Here is a 13,487-nt window from a genome sequence, read left to right on the forward strand (position 1 = left end):
TCTATTCCTCCTCGACGTTCGACCGGGCGGGCTGTCGTGAGCGTAGTTCGCCGAGCGCGACGGCGACACCGGCGCACACGCACAGAGCCGCGAAGACCAGCAGCCCCTGGGTGTAGTCGCGGTCGAGGAGCGTCGGGTTGTCCGGCTTCGCGCCGAACCGGCCGAGGACCGGGATCGCGACCAGCGCCGCCGGCCCCAGGAGCACGAGCACCGTCACGGCGCCGCGGGCGACAGCTCGGGGCAGCAGCCGGCCTCCGACCCACCCGAGCCCGAGCACCACCGGCGCCAGGATCCCGTCGTGGATCACGACCGCCGCCGCCAGCCAGACGGCGACCTCGACGATCTGGCCGAGGTCCTGCCGGCTCACCAGCAGCCAGGCGCCGTACGCCATCCCGACCGCCCCGAGCAGGATCAGCCCTCCGCGCATGCCTCTCATCAGAGCACCTCGATCCGGGAGACCCATTTGGTCTGCATGACCCCGGGACGGTCGGGCGCGATCAGCCGGACCGGGTAGCCGTGGTCCATCGAGAGCGTCTCGCCGTCGAGCATGAGGGCCATCAGGGTCCGGTCGTCGTCGGCGAAGTTCGGCGGAAGCACCGTGTCCGCGGAGGCGCTGAACGTCTGGATCGACCGGACCCGCACGTCGCGCCCGCGCGGGGCGCCGACCAGGTCGAGCAGGTCGCGGAGACGTACGCCGCCCCACTCGCCGGCGACGCTCCAGCCCTCGACGCAGGCGATCGGGAGGGTGTGGTTCCGCTGCTCCATGGCGACCAGGTCGTCGCGGGTCAGCGACCGCGTCGTGGCGCCGTGGACGACCTCGAGCCGATAGGCAGCGCTGCTCGCTTCGGCCACCACGCCGGCTGAGTGGGCGGTCCGGTTGATCGGGATGCCCTGTTTCCGCGACCGTGGGGACAGGACCGCGATGCGGCCGACGCCGGGAACGGTGCCGGCGGCGTAGAGCACGGCGGCAGCGACCGCGGACGTGCCCGCCAGGGCCAGCACGCCGCGCCGGCTGACCGGCCCGGGCCGGACCGCGTTCGGCCGGTCGTGGGAGGTGTCGTCGACGTCGCCCTTCAGGGCGTCGCGTACGACCGGCAGCTTCACCGCGATGTGCACCAGCAGCGCTCCGACGGCGACGAACGCGAGCGCGTAGTGGGTGCTGCGGAAGCTGAAGCCCCACGGGTACCACTGTGCGACGTTGAGCAGACCGGTGGTGAGCTGGACGATCGACGTACTGACCAGGATGGCGATCGAGCCGCGCTCCAGCGCCGTCGGCAGTGCCTCGCGGACCTGCCGCGGCAGCGGCTGGAAGAGCTTGGGGAAGACGACCCACAGCTTGACCAGCAGCAGCGGGATCGCGGCGGTGCCGGCGACGACGTGCAGGCCCTGGGTGAGCTGGTAGAGCCGCGACGGGCTGGCCGGAAGCGGCACCGGCTGATGGTCGAGCTGGGCGTAGTGGCTGATCAGGCCGGTCACGAGCGCGACCAGGAAGCAGATCCCGAGCCACAGTCCGACCCGCGCGGCGACGGCGGCGCTGCGCAGACGCGAGCTGAACGAGTCCTCCGAGGGGATTCTCATGCGGCGTCCTCCACGAGTACGGCGACCCAGCGGTCACCGGCGGGGGTGAGCGGGGTCGGGGCTGACGGGCGGGGCAGTGCCCGCCGATGCGGGAGCGGCTCGAGCCGCCTCACCGCGAGTCCGACCTCGGCGGCGATCGATCCGATCGCGTCGGCGCTGACGACCGCCCAGGGGAACTGCGAGGAGCCACCGCAGTCGCAGACCAGCTCCGCGAGCATTGGGCCGCTCGGCGTCCCGGGCGGATGCACCTCGGCGACCACCCGGCCGCCCGGCACGAGCAGCCGGCGTACGCGGGCGAGCAGGGCGAGCGGGTCCCCGCCGATCCCGACGTTGCCGTCGGCGAGAAGAGCGGTCGTCCACCAGCCCTCACCGGGCAACGGCTCGAAGAGGTCGCGACAGACCGCGCGGCCACCGCGGGCCTCGGTCTCGACAACGGCCTCGGGGACGACGTCGACGCCGAGGGACGGCAGACCCCGGGCGGCGAGCGCGGCGGTCATCCTGCCGGGGCCGCAGCCGAGATCGACCGTCGGTCCGGCGCAGTAGGAGAGCAGGGCGAGGTCCGCCGCGTCGGCGGTGCGGGTCCAGTCCTCGACCGGAAGTCGCGAGGCCATGCCGTCGACGCTCACCACCCGGCACTCCTCGCTGGCGAAGGCATGCGCGAACGCCGACTCGGCCGTTACGGCGGTCATCGGGCGACCCGCGCGATCTCGGCCGCGATCTTCGCGAACCGGGTCCCGGGGGCGGCTGCGGCGACGGGCGCGACGTCGGCGAGGTGGTCGACGTCGCGCTGCCGCTCACCGGCGGCGACCCGGAGGCCGAGTGCTTCGAGGGCGGAGCGGGTGGCTGCGTACGTCTGGGGGGTCGACATGGATACGTCACGCAGCGCGGTGGCCGCCGACGGGTCGTGGAGCGCCAGGGCCCACCAGCCGCCGTCCTCGGCCGGAGCGAGCACGGCATCGGCCGCATCCACGCCGTCGGCCACGGCCAGCAGCCCGGCCGGGGTCACCTGCGGGGTGTCCATGCCGATCTGCACGACCGGTCCGGTGACCTCGGCGTGGGCGTTCGCGAGCCGCTCGCCGAGTCCGTTCCCGCGCTGCGGGGCGATGGTCCACCCGGTGAGCGCGGTCCGGATCTCGTCCGCCCGGACCCCGTCGGCGAGGTCACCGGAGAGGGCGAGTCGGCACCTGTCCGGCCCCACCGCGAGTGTGCACGTCTCGATCGTGTCGAGCAGCGCGGCCGCCGCGACAGCCGTGGCGGTCGCCTCCCCGACGTCGGCCGCCAGCCGGGTCTTCACCAGACCAGGCACCGGTGCCTTGGCGACGAGCAGGAGCGTCGGCCCCGTCACGAAAGCACCCGCCAGAAGTCGTACGCCGCCCGCAGACTGCCCCGCACGGAGCCGGAGACCTTCGAGCGGGTCCCTGCGGTCCGAGGGTGGTAGTCGACGTCGATCTCGTGGACCCGCCAGCCGGCGCGGGCCGCGCGATCGAGGAGCTCGACCGGATAGCCCGAGCGACGGTCCTCCACGCCGATGCTGAGCAGCGCCTCCCGGCGGGCCGCGCGTAGCGGGGCGATGTCACGTACCCGCAGACCGGTTCGACGCCGCAGCGCGGCCAGGACCAGCCGGTTGCCGACTCTGGCGTGCCAGGGCTGGGCGCCGGGGGTCACTGGCCTGCGGCAGCCCAGGGCCAGGTCGGCCTCGTCACGCCTGATCGTCTCGACCAGAGGCAGCGCGGCCGCGGGATCGAAGGAGCCGTCGCCGTCCATCACCACGACATAGGGCGCGGTCGCAGCCAGCAGCCCGGCGTGCACCGCCGCGCCGTATCCCGGTCGCGACTCCGACACCACCCGCGCCCCCTGCGCGCGGGCGACGTCGGCAGTGCCGTCGGTCGAGCCGTTGTCGACGACGATCACGGAGAGTCCCGCCGGTACGCGCGGCAGCAACTCGCGCAGAGCTGCAGCCTCGTCGCGGCAGGGCAGCACAAGGTCTATATCTGGACTGGTCTCGGCCATGCGATCGACTCTAGGAACGCGCCACCGCCGATGGGGCCCGCAGATCTTACGGTCCGGTGACGGGGCCCGTGCGTCGGCGACCATCGAGTCGTCGCGGACCTACGCTCGCAGTCGTGAACTCCTCAGCTCACCGCGCCGCCATGGTGGGGCTCGTCATCACGGTCGTGCTCATCGTGACGGCCGTCGTCGTGCCGCCGCTGCTCGACTGGCGGGTGTGGCCGCGCGTGCACCTCGATGACGGCACGTTCCCTCCGCTCCACGGATATCCGCAGGTCAAGGTGGGTATCGGCACGCTCCCCGCGGTCCTGCTCGCGCTCGCGTCGCTGCGCTGGGCAGACCCGATGGCGAGGCGGCTGCCCTGGCGGCGCCTGCTCCTGGTCGCTTACGCCGCGGGCCTGGTGTGGCTGCTGGCGCTGGCGCTGGTGGACGGTCCCGAGGGCATCTCGCGGGTGCTGGGGAACCCGACGGAGTACCTCGAGACGGCCAGGGCGGTCGACGACGTCCCGGGGCTGCTGCGCGAGTACGTCTCCCGGATCCCCTACGACGCCCCGGAGGGGAACTGGCCGGTGCACATCGCCGGCCACCCGCCCGGGATGGTGCTCTTCTTCGTGCTCCTGGTGAAGGTCGGTCTCGGTGGAGACCTCGCCGCGGGCCTGGTCGTCATCGCGCTCGCCGCGACCTTGCCGCTGGCGGTCATGACGACGGTCCGGGTCCTCGGCGCCGAGGATGCGGCTCGGGCGGCGGCGCCGTACCTGGTCCTGTCTCCGAGCGCGGTGTTCCTGGCGATCTCGGCCGATGCGGTGATGGCGGTCGCGGTCGCCTGGGGGATGTGCTGCCTGGCCCTCGCCTGCCGGGCCGGGGTCGGCCGGGGCTGGCCGTGGGCGGTCCTGGCCGGCCTGCTCCTGGGCTACGTCGTGATGATGTCGTACGGCCTCCCGCTCACCGGCGTGCTCGCCCTGGCGGTGCTCTGGCTCGGGAGAGGCTGGTGGGTGCTGCCGGTCGCGGCGGCATCGGCGCTCGCGGTGGTGCTCACCTTCGCCGCCGGCGGTTTCGCCTGGTGGGAGGCGTATCCGGTGCTGGTCGATCGCTACTGGGACGGGTTGGCCGACAAGCGTCCGGGCGCCTACTGGACCTGGGGGAACCTGGCGGCGCTCGCGATCAGCGCCGGGCCGCTCGTCGGCGCCGGGCTCGGTGCCACCTGGGCCGCCCGCCGCGAACAGGTCGACCGGGTGGTCGTCGTCCTGGTCGCGGCCGCGGTGGTCATGGTCGCCCTCGCCGACGCCTCCCAGATGAGCCGGGCTGAGGTGGAACGGATCTGGCTGCCGTTCATGCCCTGGCTCACCCTCGGCTGCGCCCTGCTGCCGGAGCGCTGGCGACGGCCTGGCCTGGCCCTGCAGCTCCTCACCGCGCTGCTCGTCCAGCACCTGCTCTACACGAGCTGGTGAGACCCCGCCGAGTCGGCTCGTCATAACGAGCCGAGGATCAGGACTGGGACGGCGGGCCTGAACCGGCACTCGACCTAGATCTTGGACAGCTCGTAGGAATCCTTCGTCATGACCGCTCGCCCATGAGCGGTGATGATTCTCATCCGTACCCGGGTCACGGTTGGGACGGTGGTGGAGGTCTGATCACGAACCTGTTCTAGTGGCACCCACCAGGTTGCAGAGTCACCTGCGTTGATCGCATGTGGAAGGTCGGGCCCGTATCGCCAGCCACTCCACCCCATCTTGAACTTGAATCGCTTAAGCAGGCTTCGCTCGGGCGGAAACTCGGGAACCACGCCGTAGTACCTCACCACCAACGGCGCGCGGCCGATGTTGTGAACCTCGACGCCGATGAACGACGAGTGCCCCTCTGGGTCGACCCCGAGCACCCCTGGTAAGACCTCCTCGGTGCCGAAAGCGCGAACCAGAAAACACCGCGCACGCCCCACGGCCAAGAACCATTGAGCGACCTGCCAGATGAGGCTGACCGTGGCCAAGGCGAACCCGAGGACTCCGATGATGTCGGCGGTGTCATCCACGCCCGGCAGGCTGCCAGGGACCTTTGCCTCGGGCGGGCCACCCAACGGCGAGCGTCATCAATTTCAAGGACGGACGATCCAACCCAAGAGCCCCGAGATCAGATGACCTCGGGGCTCTCCTACGTGCTGCGTACGGCTACCCCGCTTGCTCGATGTGCTCGAAGATGTCCGCGTCGGTCTCACGCTGCCACTCCGACATGTCCGCCCAGTCGGCGACGTAGGACGGCTTGGGGTCGGGGAAGTGCTTGAAGATCTGAGCGATCCAGCACAGAGCGACGAAGCGGCCCTTCTGCTCACGGGTGAGCTTGGCCGTCGCGCCGTCTGAGGTCTGGACGAAGGCCCGAACCTGCTCGTACACCGCCGCCGCGCTCGCGCGCTCCCAGTCAGGCGTCTCCTCCCACGGGGCTACGTAGCCCGCTTTGGGCTCTCCTGGGTAGTGCTTCCGTACTCCGGCAATCCATGCCTCACGAAAGACACGTCCCTGGTCGACCGACAAAGTCTTCTCCTTCATTGTTGTCATGGTGCCGCTGTGAACGACGCCAACTTCTGGCTGAGCTGGTTCACTCTCGGCTCACCCATCAGCGGGATGAGCTGCTTGTTCAGGCCGGTGAGTTTGCGTTCCACCCATCCTGAGCCTGTGTTTTGGGCGACCTCGACCGCGGCGTCTGCGTGAACGATGAGTTGATCGATGTCGCCTTGCTGAAGCCCGAGAGACGCGAGGTCGGTCAGAACGCCGCCGCGTCTACGGGCCGAGATGTCCATGCTCAGGGCTGTGTCGAGGGCCTGTTCGGCGAGGTCGGCACGCTGCAGCGTGACGTAGCAGGCGCCCCGCTCTTCTGGGAGGCGTGAGCCGTCGAACCGCAACCATCCATCGGTGTGGATCTGGCCGGTCAGGTGGTGAACGTCGGCGGCATGGTCGAGGGCGCGCTGACATGCGCCGAGGTCACCGAGCCCGGCATGAACCTGCGCCTGAACGGTGCTCACCCAGAAGCGCGTCGACAGCCCGGGGTCACCCTTGGAGGCGACTCCGGCGGCCAGGTCAAGCATGGGCCGGGCCTCGGCGTGCTGGTGCTCGTAGACCCCGATGAAGGCATGGCGGGTCAGCGCGGTCGCCCACAGGTCATTTGCGCCGGCTTCCTTCCCTGCCGAGGCGGCCAGGGTGTAGCAGTGCGCAGCGTCGGTGTAGCGGTTGCTGTCGAAGAAAATTTCCCCGGCCAACTGGAAGAGGTCAGCGATCAAGGCGCACACCTCCCGATGAACCTCTTCGCTGTGCGTGCGCTGCAGAGCCGCGACAAGCACGCCGAGGTGCTCGCGCACGATCGGATAGGTGTGGCGTTTCGTTTTCGCCAGGGCGAAGACTCGCCACAAGTGGCCGTTGAGAGCGGCGTACTCGCTGATGGTCTCGGGATCGACTCGGCCAATGTGCTCGACGCGGTCCCAGTCGATGCCGTCTTCGAGTCCGGTCATCGCGATGAGCGTTCCGGCCATCGTCATCAGCCGCAGCAACTCGCGCCGGCTCATGTCGTCAAACTCCAGACCCCGGGCCTGATCCAGGACGACGTCCACCGCGGGCGCAGGGTGTACGAGTGCGACCTGACGCTCTGCAATGGCTGCCTCGAACCGGATCCGGGCAGCAGGGTCGGCGCGTTCTAGAACAGTGTCGAGCATGGCTTGCATATGCGGCCGTGGCACGCGGGACGCACCGCCCTGCTCCCACTTCGAGACCGTGCGCGACGGGATGCCCAGGTGGTCGGCGAAGTCACGCAGGCTCAGACGCAGCGCCACCTTACGCAGCAGCCGCGCTTCTGCCCCCGTCCACGTCTCCACCCCCGGCATTGAATCAGGTTTGAGCACCGAAGGGCAGGCCAAGGGCAGCGGAAGGGCAGCATTCGAACGTTCCGACGGTCCCGCAGCCTGAGCAGGCTTGAGAACGACACCCGGCACCGACCGAACGACGAACCCCGAGGCAGGCGATCGAGTCTCCCGCGAGATCCTCCCCAACGGATTCTGACGAGTCACCGGTGCCGGGGGTCAGCAAACCAGCAGCCGTCCCCACCCTGACAGCACGGAGCACCGGCGTGAGTTCAGCATCAGCCAGCGGTAAACGAGGCGGAGGGCCCGGACGGCCTCGCCTCCTGCCCCAAAAGCACACAGGCACACCGCGTGAGCAGATCCTCGACGCGGCGGCACAGTTGTTCACCAGCAGGGGCTACGCCGCCACCTCGACGCGAGAGATCGCCGAGGCGGTCGGGATTCGGCAGGCCTCCCTCTACTACCACTTCGCCGGCAAGGACGAGATCCTCTCCGAGCTTCTGAGCCAGACCATCCGGCCAACGGTGGACAGCCTGGCCCGGATCGAGTCGCTCACCGACGACCCCGACACGGTTTTCTATCTCGTGGCGCTGACCGACGTACGTACGCTGGCCGGGGCCCCTCACAACATCGGCTACCTCGCCCCCGACGTCGCCCAGGTCGAGGGCTTCGAAGAGTTCACCGCCGCCCGCGACCATCTAGCCGCGACCTATGCCCGCCTGGCCGAGCCGATCACCTCACCCGACGTACTAGGCCGACTCGGCACAGCACGGCTCGGAGAGCAGTTGGTCCACACCGTCGAGGAGGTCATCGGCCTCCGCAACGCCGGCCGCCGCATCGGCCTCGACGACGCCGTCTGGATCGCGTCATCATGCCTGCGTCTGTGCGGCGTAGCGCCGGCCCGCATAGAGCTGGCCCAGAAGACCGCGGAGACCCTCCTGGACCTGCTGGACGTCCCAGAGGGCGGAGACTGAGTCAGCACTAGCGCCTATTCAACGGTGAGGTTCTGGCGATGGTCGCGGAGTTCCTCGGCGATCGTCTTCCACGCCGCGGCGGCATCACGCAGGACCCGGCCATGACGCTGGCGTGGGATCGTGCTCAGCGCCAGCACCGTCCTCAGGGCCCCATCAACAGTCTCGGTCGCGTTTTCCAGCCGATAGACGTGCACCGGGCGTGGCACGCCTGCCCGAAGTGCCGGATGCGGAAGCGGGTCGTGGAAGCCGGCGTCGGAGTGGACCGCCTCGTTACGCGCACGAAAGAGACCCTTGATGCCGGCCCGCCAATTGTTGAACTCGCTCTGAGGTATGGCGAAGCACTGCTTGAGGACCTCAGCGACGCGAGCTCCGGTGCCCGAGTTGCTGCCGATGCCAGCAGTCGACAGCCCCGCCTTGGATGCGGCCGACAGAGCAAGCGCTTCAAAAGTGAACGCACCTGCCGTGACAGCCACCATGCCTGCTCGTGTCTCCTCCCCGACAAGGAGTGGGCGGCGCCGGTCATTCTCGGGCCCGTCCGCAGTCAGCAGCTCGGCTCGAAACCGACGAGCAGCCGCCTCGTGATCAATCGCGACTCGAAGCCAAAGCGGCCAGATGTCCCACGAGAGCATCGGGCGCATGGACCCACCGGCAGGGCTTCCGTCAACGCTCAGCGTGAGCACCAGATCTCGGATCTGAAACGACGCCCCGCGAATGACGAGAATGCCCTCAGGACCAACAGGCGACGGCGGCGGGAGCGAGTCAGTCACCCGCCGAGTCTGCTTAGACGACGGCGCTCGCCAAGCCCTGCGTCGACCTTCGATACCAGATCTGCGGTATCCCACCCACGGCGAGAAGCCACGCGCCGACATCACCCAACGGCACGCTCAGGGCATGTCGCAATCGTTCATGACGTTCGGAATCATGCCGGGGCCCACGCGAGCCACGCTCACCGCCTCGCTCACCGCCGCCGGATTCAAGGTCACCAACTCCCCACGGATGGTGCCCAGCATCCAGGTTCGCGTTCGAGAGGGAACCGGCGACGAGGCCGAGGTCAACAGGCTGGTAGCCCTCCACGCGCCCAACGCCGAGGTGATGCCCCCTGGCGCGCCAGTCATGCACATCGAGGGCTACCGTGAGGGGCGGCCGTAGTCGGAACCGCTGGAGGGTCAGTCGAGGACATTGCGACCCACAGCGCTTCCGGCGGCGAAGTCATCTACGTTCAAGAGCACAGCGCTCAGGCGGCCGTAATGCGCGACTCGACGCTGCGTCTAGGTCCGCAGCGGCGCGGTGGCGAAGGCCGGAAGACCGACCTCCGGCAGGACCTCGGCACGGAAGCCGAGCTCCTTCTCCGCGAGCTCCGGGGAGGCGACGACATGGCGTACGTCGCCGATCCGGTAGCGCCCGGTGACCACCGGCTCCACCTCCGTCCGAGTCCCGCGTGCGACCAGCGAGGCCACCTCGCTGATCGTGACCGGGTGCCCGGACGCGATGTTGTAGGCCGCCAGCTCGCCACGTGACCGCTCGGCGGTCGCCTCCAGCGCCGCCAGGTTGGCGCGGGCCACGTCGTCGACGTGGACGAAGTCGCGCTGCTGGCCGCCGTCCTCGAACACCTGCGGCGCCTCGCCCCGCTCCAGGGAGGACCGGAAGATGGCGGCGACCCCGGAGTAGGGCGTGTCCGCGGGCATGTGCGGCCCGTAGACGTTGTGGTAGCGCAGCGCGATCGCCGTCGCGTCGGCCTGACGGGCCCAGGCGGAGGCGTAGTGCTCCTGGGCGACCTTGCTGGCTGCGTACGAGCTGCGCGGGTCGAGCCGGGCCGACTCGGCCACCGCCGCCCAGGTCAGTGCGCCGCCGCAGAGGTCGCAGTGGTTCTCGAAGTCGCCGGAGTCGAGCGCGGCCCGCGAGCGTGGCGGCGGGACCCGGTCGCCGTGGGTCGCGCAGACGTAGCGGCCCTCGCCGTAGACGACCATCGAGGAGGCGAGCACCAGCCGGGAGACCCCGTGTGCGCTCATCGCGGCCAGGAGCGCGGCGGTGCCGAGGTCGTTGTGCGCGGCGTACAGCGGGAGATCGGCCACGGTCACCCCGGCACCGACGACCGCGGCCTGGTGGCACACCGCGTCGATGCCGTCCAGCAGGTCGCCCCAGCCACCGGCGTCGCGGACATCGAGGAGGTTCGTCCCGGGCGGCGCCTCGGCCGCCTCGCCGTGAGCCATCGGCAACAGCACGTCGACGCGTACGACCTCGTGGCCGGCATCCTCCAGCACCCGGCCGATCGCGGTGCCGATGAACCCGGCGGACCCGGTCAGCAGAACCCTCATGGGATCTCGTAGGCCAGGGTCTTGCCCTCGGCCCAGGTCGAGCAGGAGCAGCCGGCCGGGTCGGGCAGGCCCTCGATCGTGTCGGCCAGGATGGTCCGCATCCGCTCCAGGTTGGCCGCGAAGAGCGCGTAGACGTCGTCCTCGTCGACGCCCTCGCCCTCGGCCGCGCCCGCGTCCATGTCGGTGACCAGGCACAACGGCGCGTAACACATCCGCAGCTCGCGGGCGAGCGCCGCCTCCGGGGCGCCGGTCATCCCGACCAGCGTCCAGCCCTGAGCGGCATGGTGGATCGACTCCGCGCGGGTCGAGAACCGCGGACCCTCGATCACGATGAGCGTGCCGCCGACCTTCACCGTCGGATCGGCGGCCATGTACGCCTTGGCGATCCGCGCGCAATAGGGGTCGGCGAGAGGTACGTGGGTGGCGCCGCTCTCGACATAGCTGGGGATCCGGCGCCAGGTGCGGTCGACGAGTTGGTCGGGGGTGACCAGGTCACCGGTCGCGACGGCATCGGCCCGGAGGCCGCCGACGGCGCTCGGGGAGAGCACCTGGGTCACGCCGAGCGACCTCAGTGCCCAGAGGTTGGCGCGGTAGGGGATCGCGTGCGGCGGGTACTCGTGCGAACGGCCGTGGCGAGGCACGAAGGCCACCGACCGGCCGGCGACGGTGCCCACCGTGACCGGCGCGGAGGGATCGCCGTAGGGGGTCTCGACCGCCACCTCCTCGGCATCGGTCAAGAACTCGTAGAGCCCGGTCCCGCCGATGACCCCGACCTCGGCGCGGGGTGCCTGTCCCATGTCCAGCCCAGTCATGCCTTCACTGTGCCAGCGCTGACCCCTCGGTGACAGGGTTCGGCACATCCGTCATCGTTCGGTAATACCTGCCGGAAGGCGGATCGATGTCGGTGGTCGCGGGCACAATGCGACGGCGTGGGGAGACGTACGTCGCTGGGAGTGCTGGTCGTCCTGCTGGCGATCGCCGGCTGGGCGGTCTCGTTGTGGCTTCCCGAGGACGCGCCGGCGACGCGACGTACGCCGCCGGTGGCGACCGCGGAGCCTTCATCGGGGCCGGTCGACGTGCCCGCGGCTCGCGGTGATCTCGCGGATCTGGCGACGGTCGCGAGGCGACCCGGCGGGCTGGTCGCCTACGCACGCTCGTCGTTCGGCGGGGATTGGGCGGACAGCGACGGCAACGGGTGCGACCAGCGCGACGACGTGCTCCTGCGCGACGCCGTCGAGGTGAGGACCCGGCCGCAGGGGCGATGCGACCACGACGTGCTCGCCGGGACGTGGGTCGATCCCTACACCGGCAGACGTCTGGTCTTCACCGACCTGAAGGAGACCCGGCAGGCCCAGGCGATCCAGATCGACCACGTCGTGCCGCTCTCGGAGGCCTGGCGCTCCGGCGCGAGCGGCTGGTCCCCGGACCGGCGCCGAGCCTTCGCCAACGACCTGGGCAACCTGCTCGCCGTCGACGGCCCGACCAACATGAGCAAGAGCGACGACGACCCGGCGGGCTGGCGTCCGCGGAAGGGGTTCCAGTGTGCGTACGCAGCCCGCTGGATCGAGACCAAGACCCGCTGGTCGCTGGCCGCCGACGACAGCGAGCGGCGGGCGCTCGGGGAGATGCTCGGCTACTGCTGAGCAGCCTGAGACTCAGACCGCCCGGCGATAGATGGCCATCGCGCGGTCGTACGCTTCCCACGCCCGCCAGGACTCCAGCGCCCGCTCGCCTTGCGGCTTGAGGCCGTCGACCTTGTGATAGGACTCGCCGCTCTCGTACTGCGACTCCCGGCCCGTCACCAGCGAGAGCAGCATCGGCAGCACGCTCTCGTCGGTGACCGTGATCGTGCCGACCTGGAAGGTCTGCCGCACCCACTCGACCCGCCGGTCCGAGCCCAGGACGAGCACCACGGGCAGCTGCGACGCCCGGACGATCGCGTCGAGGATCGGCCCGAGCCCGTCGGGGACCCAGCGCTCACCGGTCGGTGGGGTGGGCGCTTTCGGGATGCTCATGGTCGAAGGGGAGGCCGGGACGATGTAGCTGGTGGTGTACGCCGGGATCTGGCCGGTCAAAGGGCCGGCGATCTTCTCGACGGTCGGTGCCGTCGCGTCCGGAGCTATACCCGGTGCGATGTCCGGGGTGATCTGGTCGGCTGGCTTCTCCGCTGCCCTCCGGCGCGGCCTGATCGCGGGGATCTTCGAGGTGAAGTTGAAGCTGCCGGTGCGGGTGGAGTCGATGTGTCGGCCGGGGGCCGGCTCGGGCGCCCGGCCGAGGCTCGAGGTCGGGGCCGGTGCCGTGGCGGTGGTGACCAGCTCGGCCGCGTGCTTGCCGTGCGTCCGGATCGAGCCGTCGGCGGCGAACTCGAACAGCGCGACCCGGACCCGGTCGGCCCACTCGACCGCGTCCACGGTGTAGCCCGCGCGGCTGAACAGTGCGACCGTCCGGGCGTCGTAGGCGTAGCCCGCGCCGCGTACGGCACAGACGCTGCGCGCCTGTGTCGGTGAGCGGGTGAGCACCACCTGGGCGACGACGACGTTGTCCGGTCGGCCGCCGATGATGTCGATGTCGGCGGCCGCGGTGCTGCCTGACGGGGCAGCGTCGGGCCAGCCGAGGGTGTGCAGATGCTCCGCGGCGTACTTCTCGGCTTCTTCGCCCGTTCTGGGCTGCCTCGGGGGTGCCAACGTAGGGTCCTTCCTCGATCCTCCACTCGGGCCTCCCTGCCCGATCGAGATTGGGAGGGATGATAGGCCCGCTGCGTACGTCTTGTCCGGC

Annotated in this window: 16 protein-coding genes; 4 read left to right on the forward strand and 12 right to left on the reverse strand. The window is 70.3% G+C overall.

What is annotated here, in order from left to right; translation table 11 throughout:
- Window position 1: 1 nt before the first annotated feature.
- Genes OH802_RS05765 through OH802_RS05785 form a run of 5 tightly spaced genes read right to left on the reverse strand, consistent with a single transcriptional unit; the run spans window position 2 to window position 3,588 of the window.
- Window positions 2–436, reverse strand: a complete 435-nt coding sequence (locus OH802_RS05765) for a hypothetical protein (RefSeq protein ID WP_406025957.1) — start codon at window positions 434–436, stop codon at window positions 2–4.
- Window positions 436–1,578 carry a molybdopterin-dependent oxidoreductase gene (locus tag OH802_RS05770; protein WP_406025959.1) on the reverse strand — a complete coding sequence of 381 codons (1,143 nt, stop codon included), beginning with the start codon at window positions 1,576–1,578 and terminating at the stop codon, window positions 436–438. Before OH802_RS05770 ends, OH802_RS05765 begins: the two co-directional genes overlap by 1 nt.
- Window positions 1,575–2,267: a methyltransferase domain-containing protein gene (locus OH802_RS05775; RefSeq protein WP_406025961.1), complete on the reverse strand. Its 693-nt coding sequence runs from the start codon at window positions 2,265–2,267 to the stop codon at window positions 1,575–1,577. The genes OH802_RS05770 and OH802_RS05775 overlap by 4 nt, the downstream gene beginning before the upstream one ends.
- Window positions 2,264–2,923 carry a DUF2064 domain-containing protein gene (locus tag OH802_RS05780; protein ID WP_406025963.1) on the reverse strand — a complete coding sequence of 220 codons (660 nt, stop codon included), beginning with the start codon at window positions 2,921–2,923 and terminating at the stop codon, window positions 2,264–2,266. Before OH802_RS05780 ends, OH802_RS05775 begins: the two co-directional genes overlap by 4 nt.
- Window positions 2,920–3,588 (reverse strand): glycosyltransferase family 2 protein, encoded by a 669-nt coding sequence (locus tag OH802_RS05785; RefSeq protein ID WP_406025965.1) that lies wholly within the window; start codon window positions 3,586–3,588, stop codon window positions 2,920–2,922. Before OH802_RS05785 ends, OH802_RS05780 begins: the two co-directional genes overlap by 4 nt.
- A 113-nt stretch (window positions 3,589–3,701) precedes the next feature.
- Between OH802_RS05785 and OH802_RS05790 the strand changes: the two genes are divergently transcribed.
- Entirely contained in the window at window positions 3,702–5,033 is a 1,332-nt protein-coding gene (locus tag OH802_RS05790) for a hypothetical protein (RefSeq protein ID WP_406025967.1), read from the forward strand.
- Window positions 5,034–5,107: 74 nt separating this feature from the next.
- Here OH802_RS05790 and OH802_RS05795 read toward each other — a convergent pair whose 3' ends face one another.
- The 3 genes from OH802_RS05795 to OH802_RS05805 all read right to left on the reverse strand — a co-directional run bounded on the left by OH802_RS05795 (window position 5,108) and on the right by OH802_RS05805 (window position 7,438).
- The gene (locus OH802_RS05795) at window positions 5,108–5,611 is read right to left on the reverse strand and encodes a hypothetical protein (RefSeq protein WP_406025969.1); all 504 of its coding nucleotides are present in this window, start codon (window positions 5,609–5,611) and stop codon (window positions 5,108–5,110) included.
- 136 nt (window positions 5,612–5,747) lie between these two features.
- On the reverse strand, window positions 5,748–6,122 hold the full coding sequence (locus OH802_RS05800) for a hypothetical protein (protein WP_406025971.1): 375 nt from the start codon (window positions 6,120–6,122) through the stop codon (window positions 5,748–5,750).
- 5 nt (window positions 6,123–6,127) lie between these two features.
- Entirely contained in the window at window positions 6,128–7,438 is a 1,311-nt protein-coding gene (locus OH802_RS05805; RefSeq protein WP_406025973.1) for a helix-turn-helix domain-containing protein, read from the reverse strand.
- Window positions 7,439–7,803: 365 nt separating this feature from the next.
- On the opposite strand from OH802_RS05805, the gene OH802_RS05810 reads away from it, so the two are divergent.
- Window positions 7,804–8,397, forward strand: a complete 594-nt coding sequence (locus OH802_RS05810) for a TetR/AcrR family transcriptional regulator (RefSeq protein ID WP_406025975.1) — start codon at window positions 7,804–7,806, stop codon at window positions 8,395–8,397.
- 14 nt (window positions 8,398–8,411) lie between these two features.
- Here the strand turns inward: OH802_RS05810 and OH802_RS05815 are convergent, their stop codons facing one another.
- Window positions 8,412–9,164, reverse strand: a complete 753-nt coding sequence (locus tag OH802_RS05815) for a hypothetical protein (RefSeq protein ID WP_406025977.1) — start codon at window positions 9,162–9,164, stop codon at window positions 8,412–8,414.
- A 124-nt stretch (window positions 9,165–9,288) separates the two neighbouring features.
- On the opposite strand from OH802_RS05815, the gene OH802_RS05820 reads away from it, so the two are divergent.
- Complete coding sequence (locus tag OH802_RS05820; protein ID WP_406025979.1) at window positions 9,289–9,546, forward strand: hypothetical protein; 258 nt, start codon at window positions 9,289–9,291, stop codon at window positions 9,544–9,546.
- A 119-nt stretch (window positions 9,547–9,665) separates the two neighbouring features.
- On the opposite strand, the gene OH802_RS05825 is transcribed toward OH802_RS05820, so the two are convergent.
- Together OH802_RS05825 and OH802_RS05830 are read right to left on the reverse strand one after the other, a co-directional pair.
- The gene (locus OH802_RS05825) at window positions 9,666–10,712 is read right to left on the reverse strand and encodes an NAD-dependent epimerase/dehydratase family protein (RefSeq protein WP_406025981.1); all 1,047 of its coding nucleotides are present in this window, start codon (window positions 10,710–10,712) and stop codon (window positions 9,666–9,668) included.
- Complete coding sequence (locus OH802_RS05830; protein WP_406025984.1) at window positions 10,709–11,524, reverse strand: S-methyl-5'-thioadenosine phosphorylase; 816 nt, start codon at window positions 11,522–11,524, stop codon at window positions 10,709–10,711. Before OH802_RS05830 ends, OH802_RS05825 begins: the two co-directional genes overlap by 4 nt.
- A gap of 117 nt (window positions 11,525–11,641) precedes the next feature.
- On the opposite strand from OH802_RS05830, the gene OH802_RS05835 reads away from it, so the two are divergent.
- Window positions 11,642–12,355, forward strand: coding sequence for an HNH endonuclease family protein (locus OH802_RS05835; protein ID WP_406025986.1), 714 nt, complete (start codon window positions 11,642–11,644; stop codon window positions 12,353–12,355).
- Window positions 12,356–12,367: 12 nt separating this feature from the next.
- On the opposite strand, the gene OH802_RS05840 is transcribed toward OH802_RS05835, so the two are convergent.
- Window positions 12,368–13,396 (reverse strand): hypothetical protein, encoded by a 1,029-nt coding sequence (locus OH802_RS05840; protein WP_406025988.1) that lies wholly within the window; start codon window positions 13,394–13,396, stop codon window positions 12,368–12,370.
- Window positions 13,397–13,487 lie beyond the last annotated feature (91 nt).

The sequence above is a fragment of the Nocardioides sp. NBC_00850 genome (assembly GCF_045207335.1).
GTDB lineage: Bacteria > Actinomycetota > Actinomycetes > Propionibacteriales > Nocardioidaceae > Nocardioides.

Bases quoted from the DNA above. Each gene is read 5' to 3' on its own strand.
- OH802_RS05830 (WP_406025984.1), bottom strand. From the start codon at position 11,524: ATGACTGGGCTGGACATGGGACAGGCACCCCGCGCCGAGGTCGGGGTC.
- OH802_RS05775 (WP_406025961.1), bottom strand. From the start codon at position 2,267: ATGACCGCCGTAACGGCCGAGTCGGCGTTCGCGCATGCCTTCGCCAGC.
- OH802_RS05800 (WP_406025971.1), bottom strand. From the start codon at position 6,122: ATGAAGGAGAAGACTTTGTCGGTCGACCAGGGACGTGTCTTTCGTGAG.
- OH802_RS05825 (WP_406025981.1), bottom strand. From the start codon at position 10,712: ATGAGGGTTCTGCTGACCGGGTCCGCCGGGTTCATCGGCACCGCGATC.
- OH802_RS05785 (WP_406025965.1), bottom strand. From the start codon at position 3,588: ATGGCCGAGACCAGTCCAGATATAGACCTTGTGCTGCCCTGCCGCGAC.
- OH802_RS05820 (WP_406025979.1), top strand. From the start codon at position 9,289: ATGTCGCAATCGTTCATGACGTTCGGAATCATGCCGGGGCCCACGCGA.
- OH802_RS05770 (WP_406025959.1), bottom strand. From the start codon at position 1,578: ATGAGAATCCCCTCGGAGGACTCGTTCAGCTCGCGTCTGCGCAGCGCC.
- OH802_RS05765 (WP_406025957.1), bottom strand. From the start codon at position 436: ATGAGAGGCATGCGCGGAGGGCTGATCCTGCTCGGGGCGGTCGGGATG.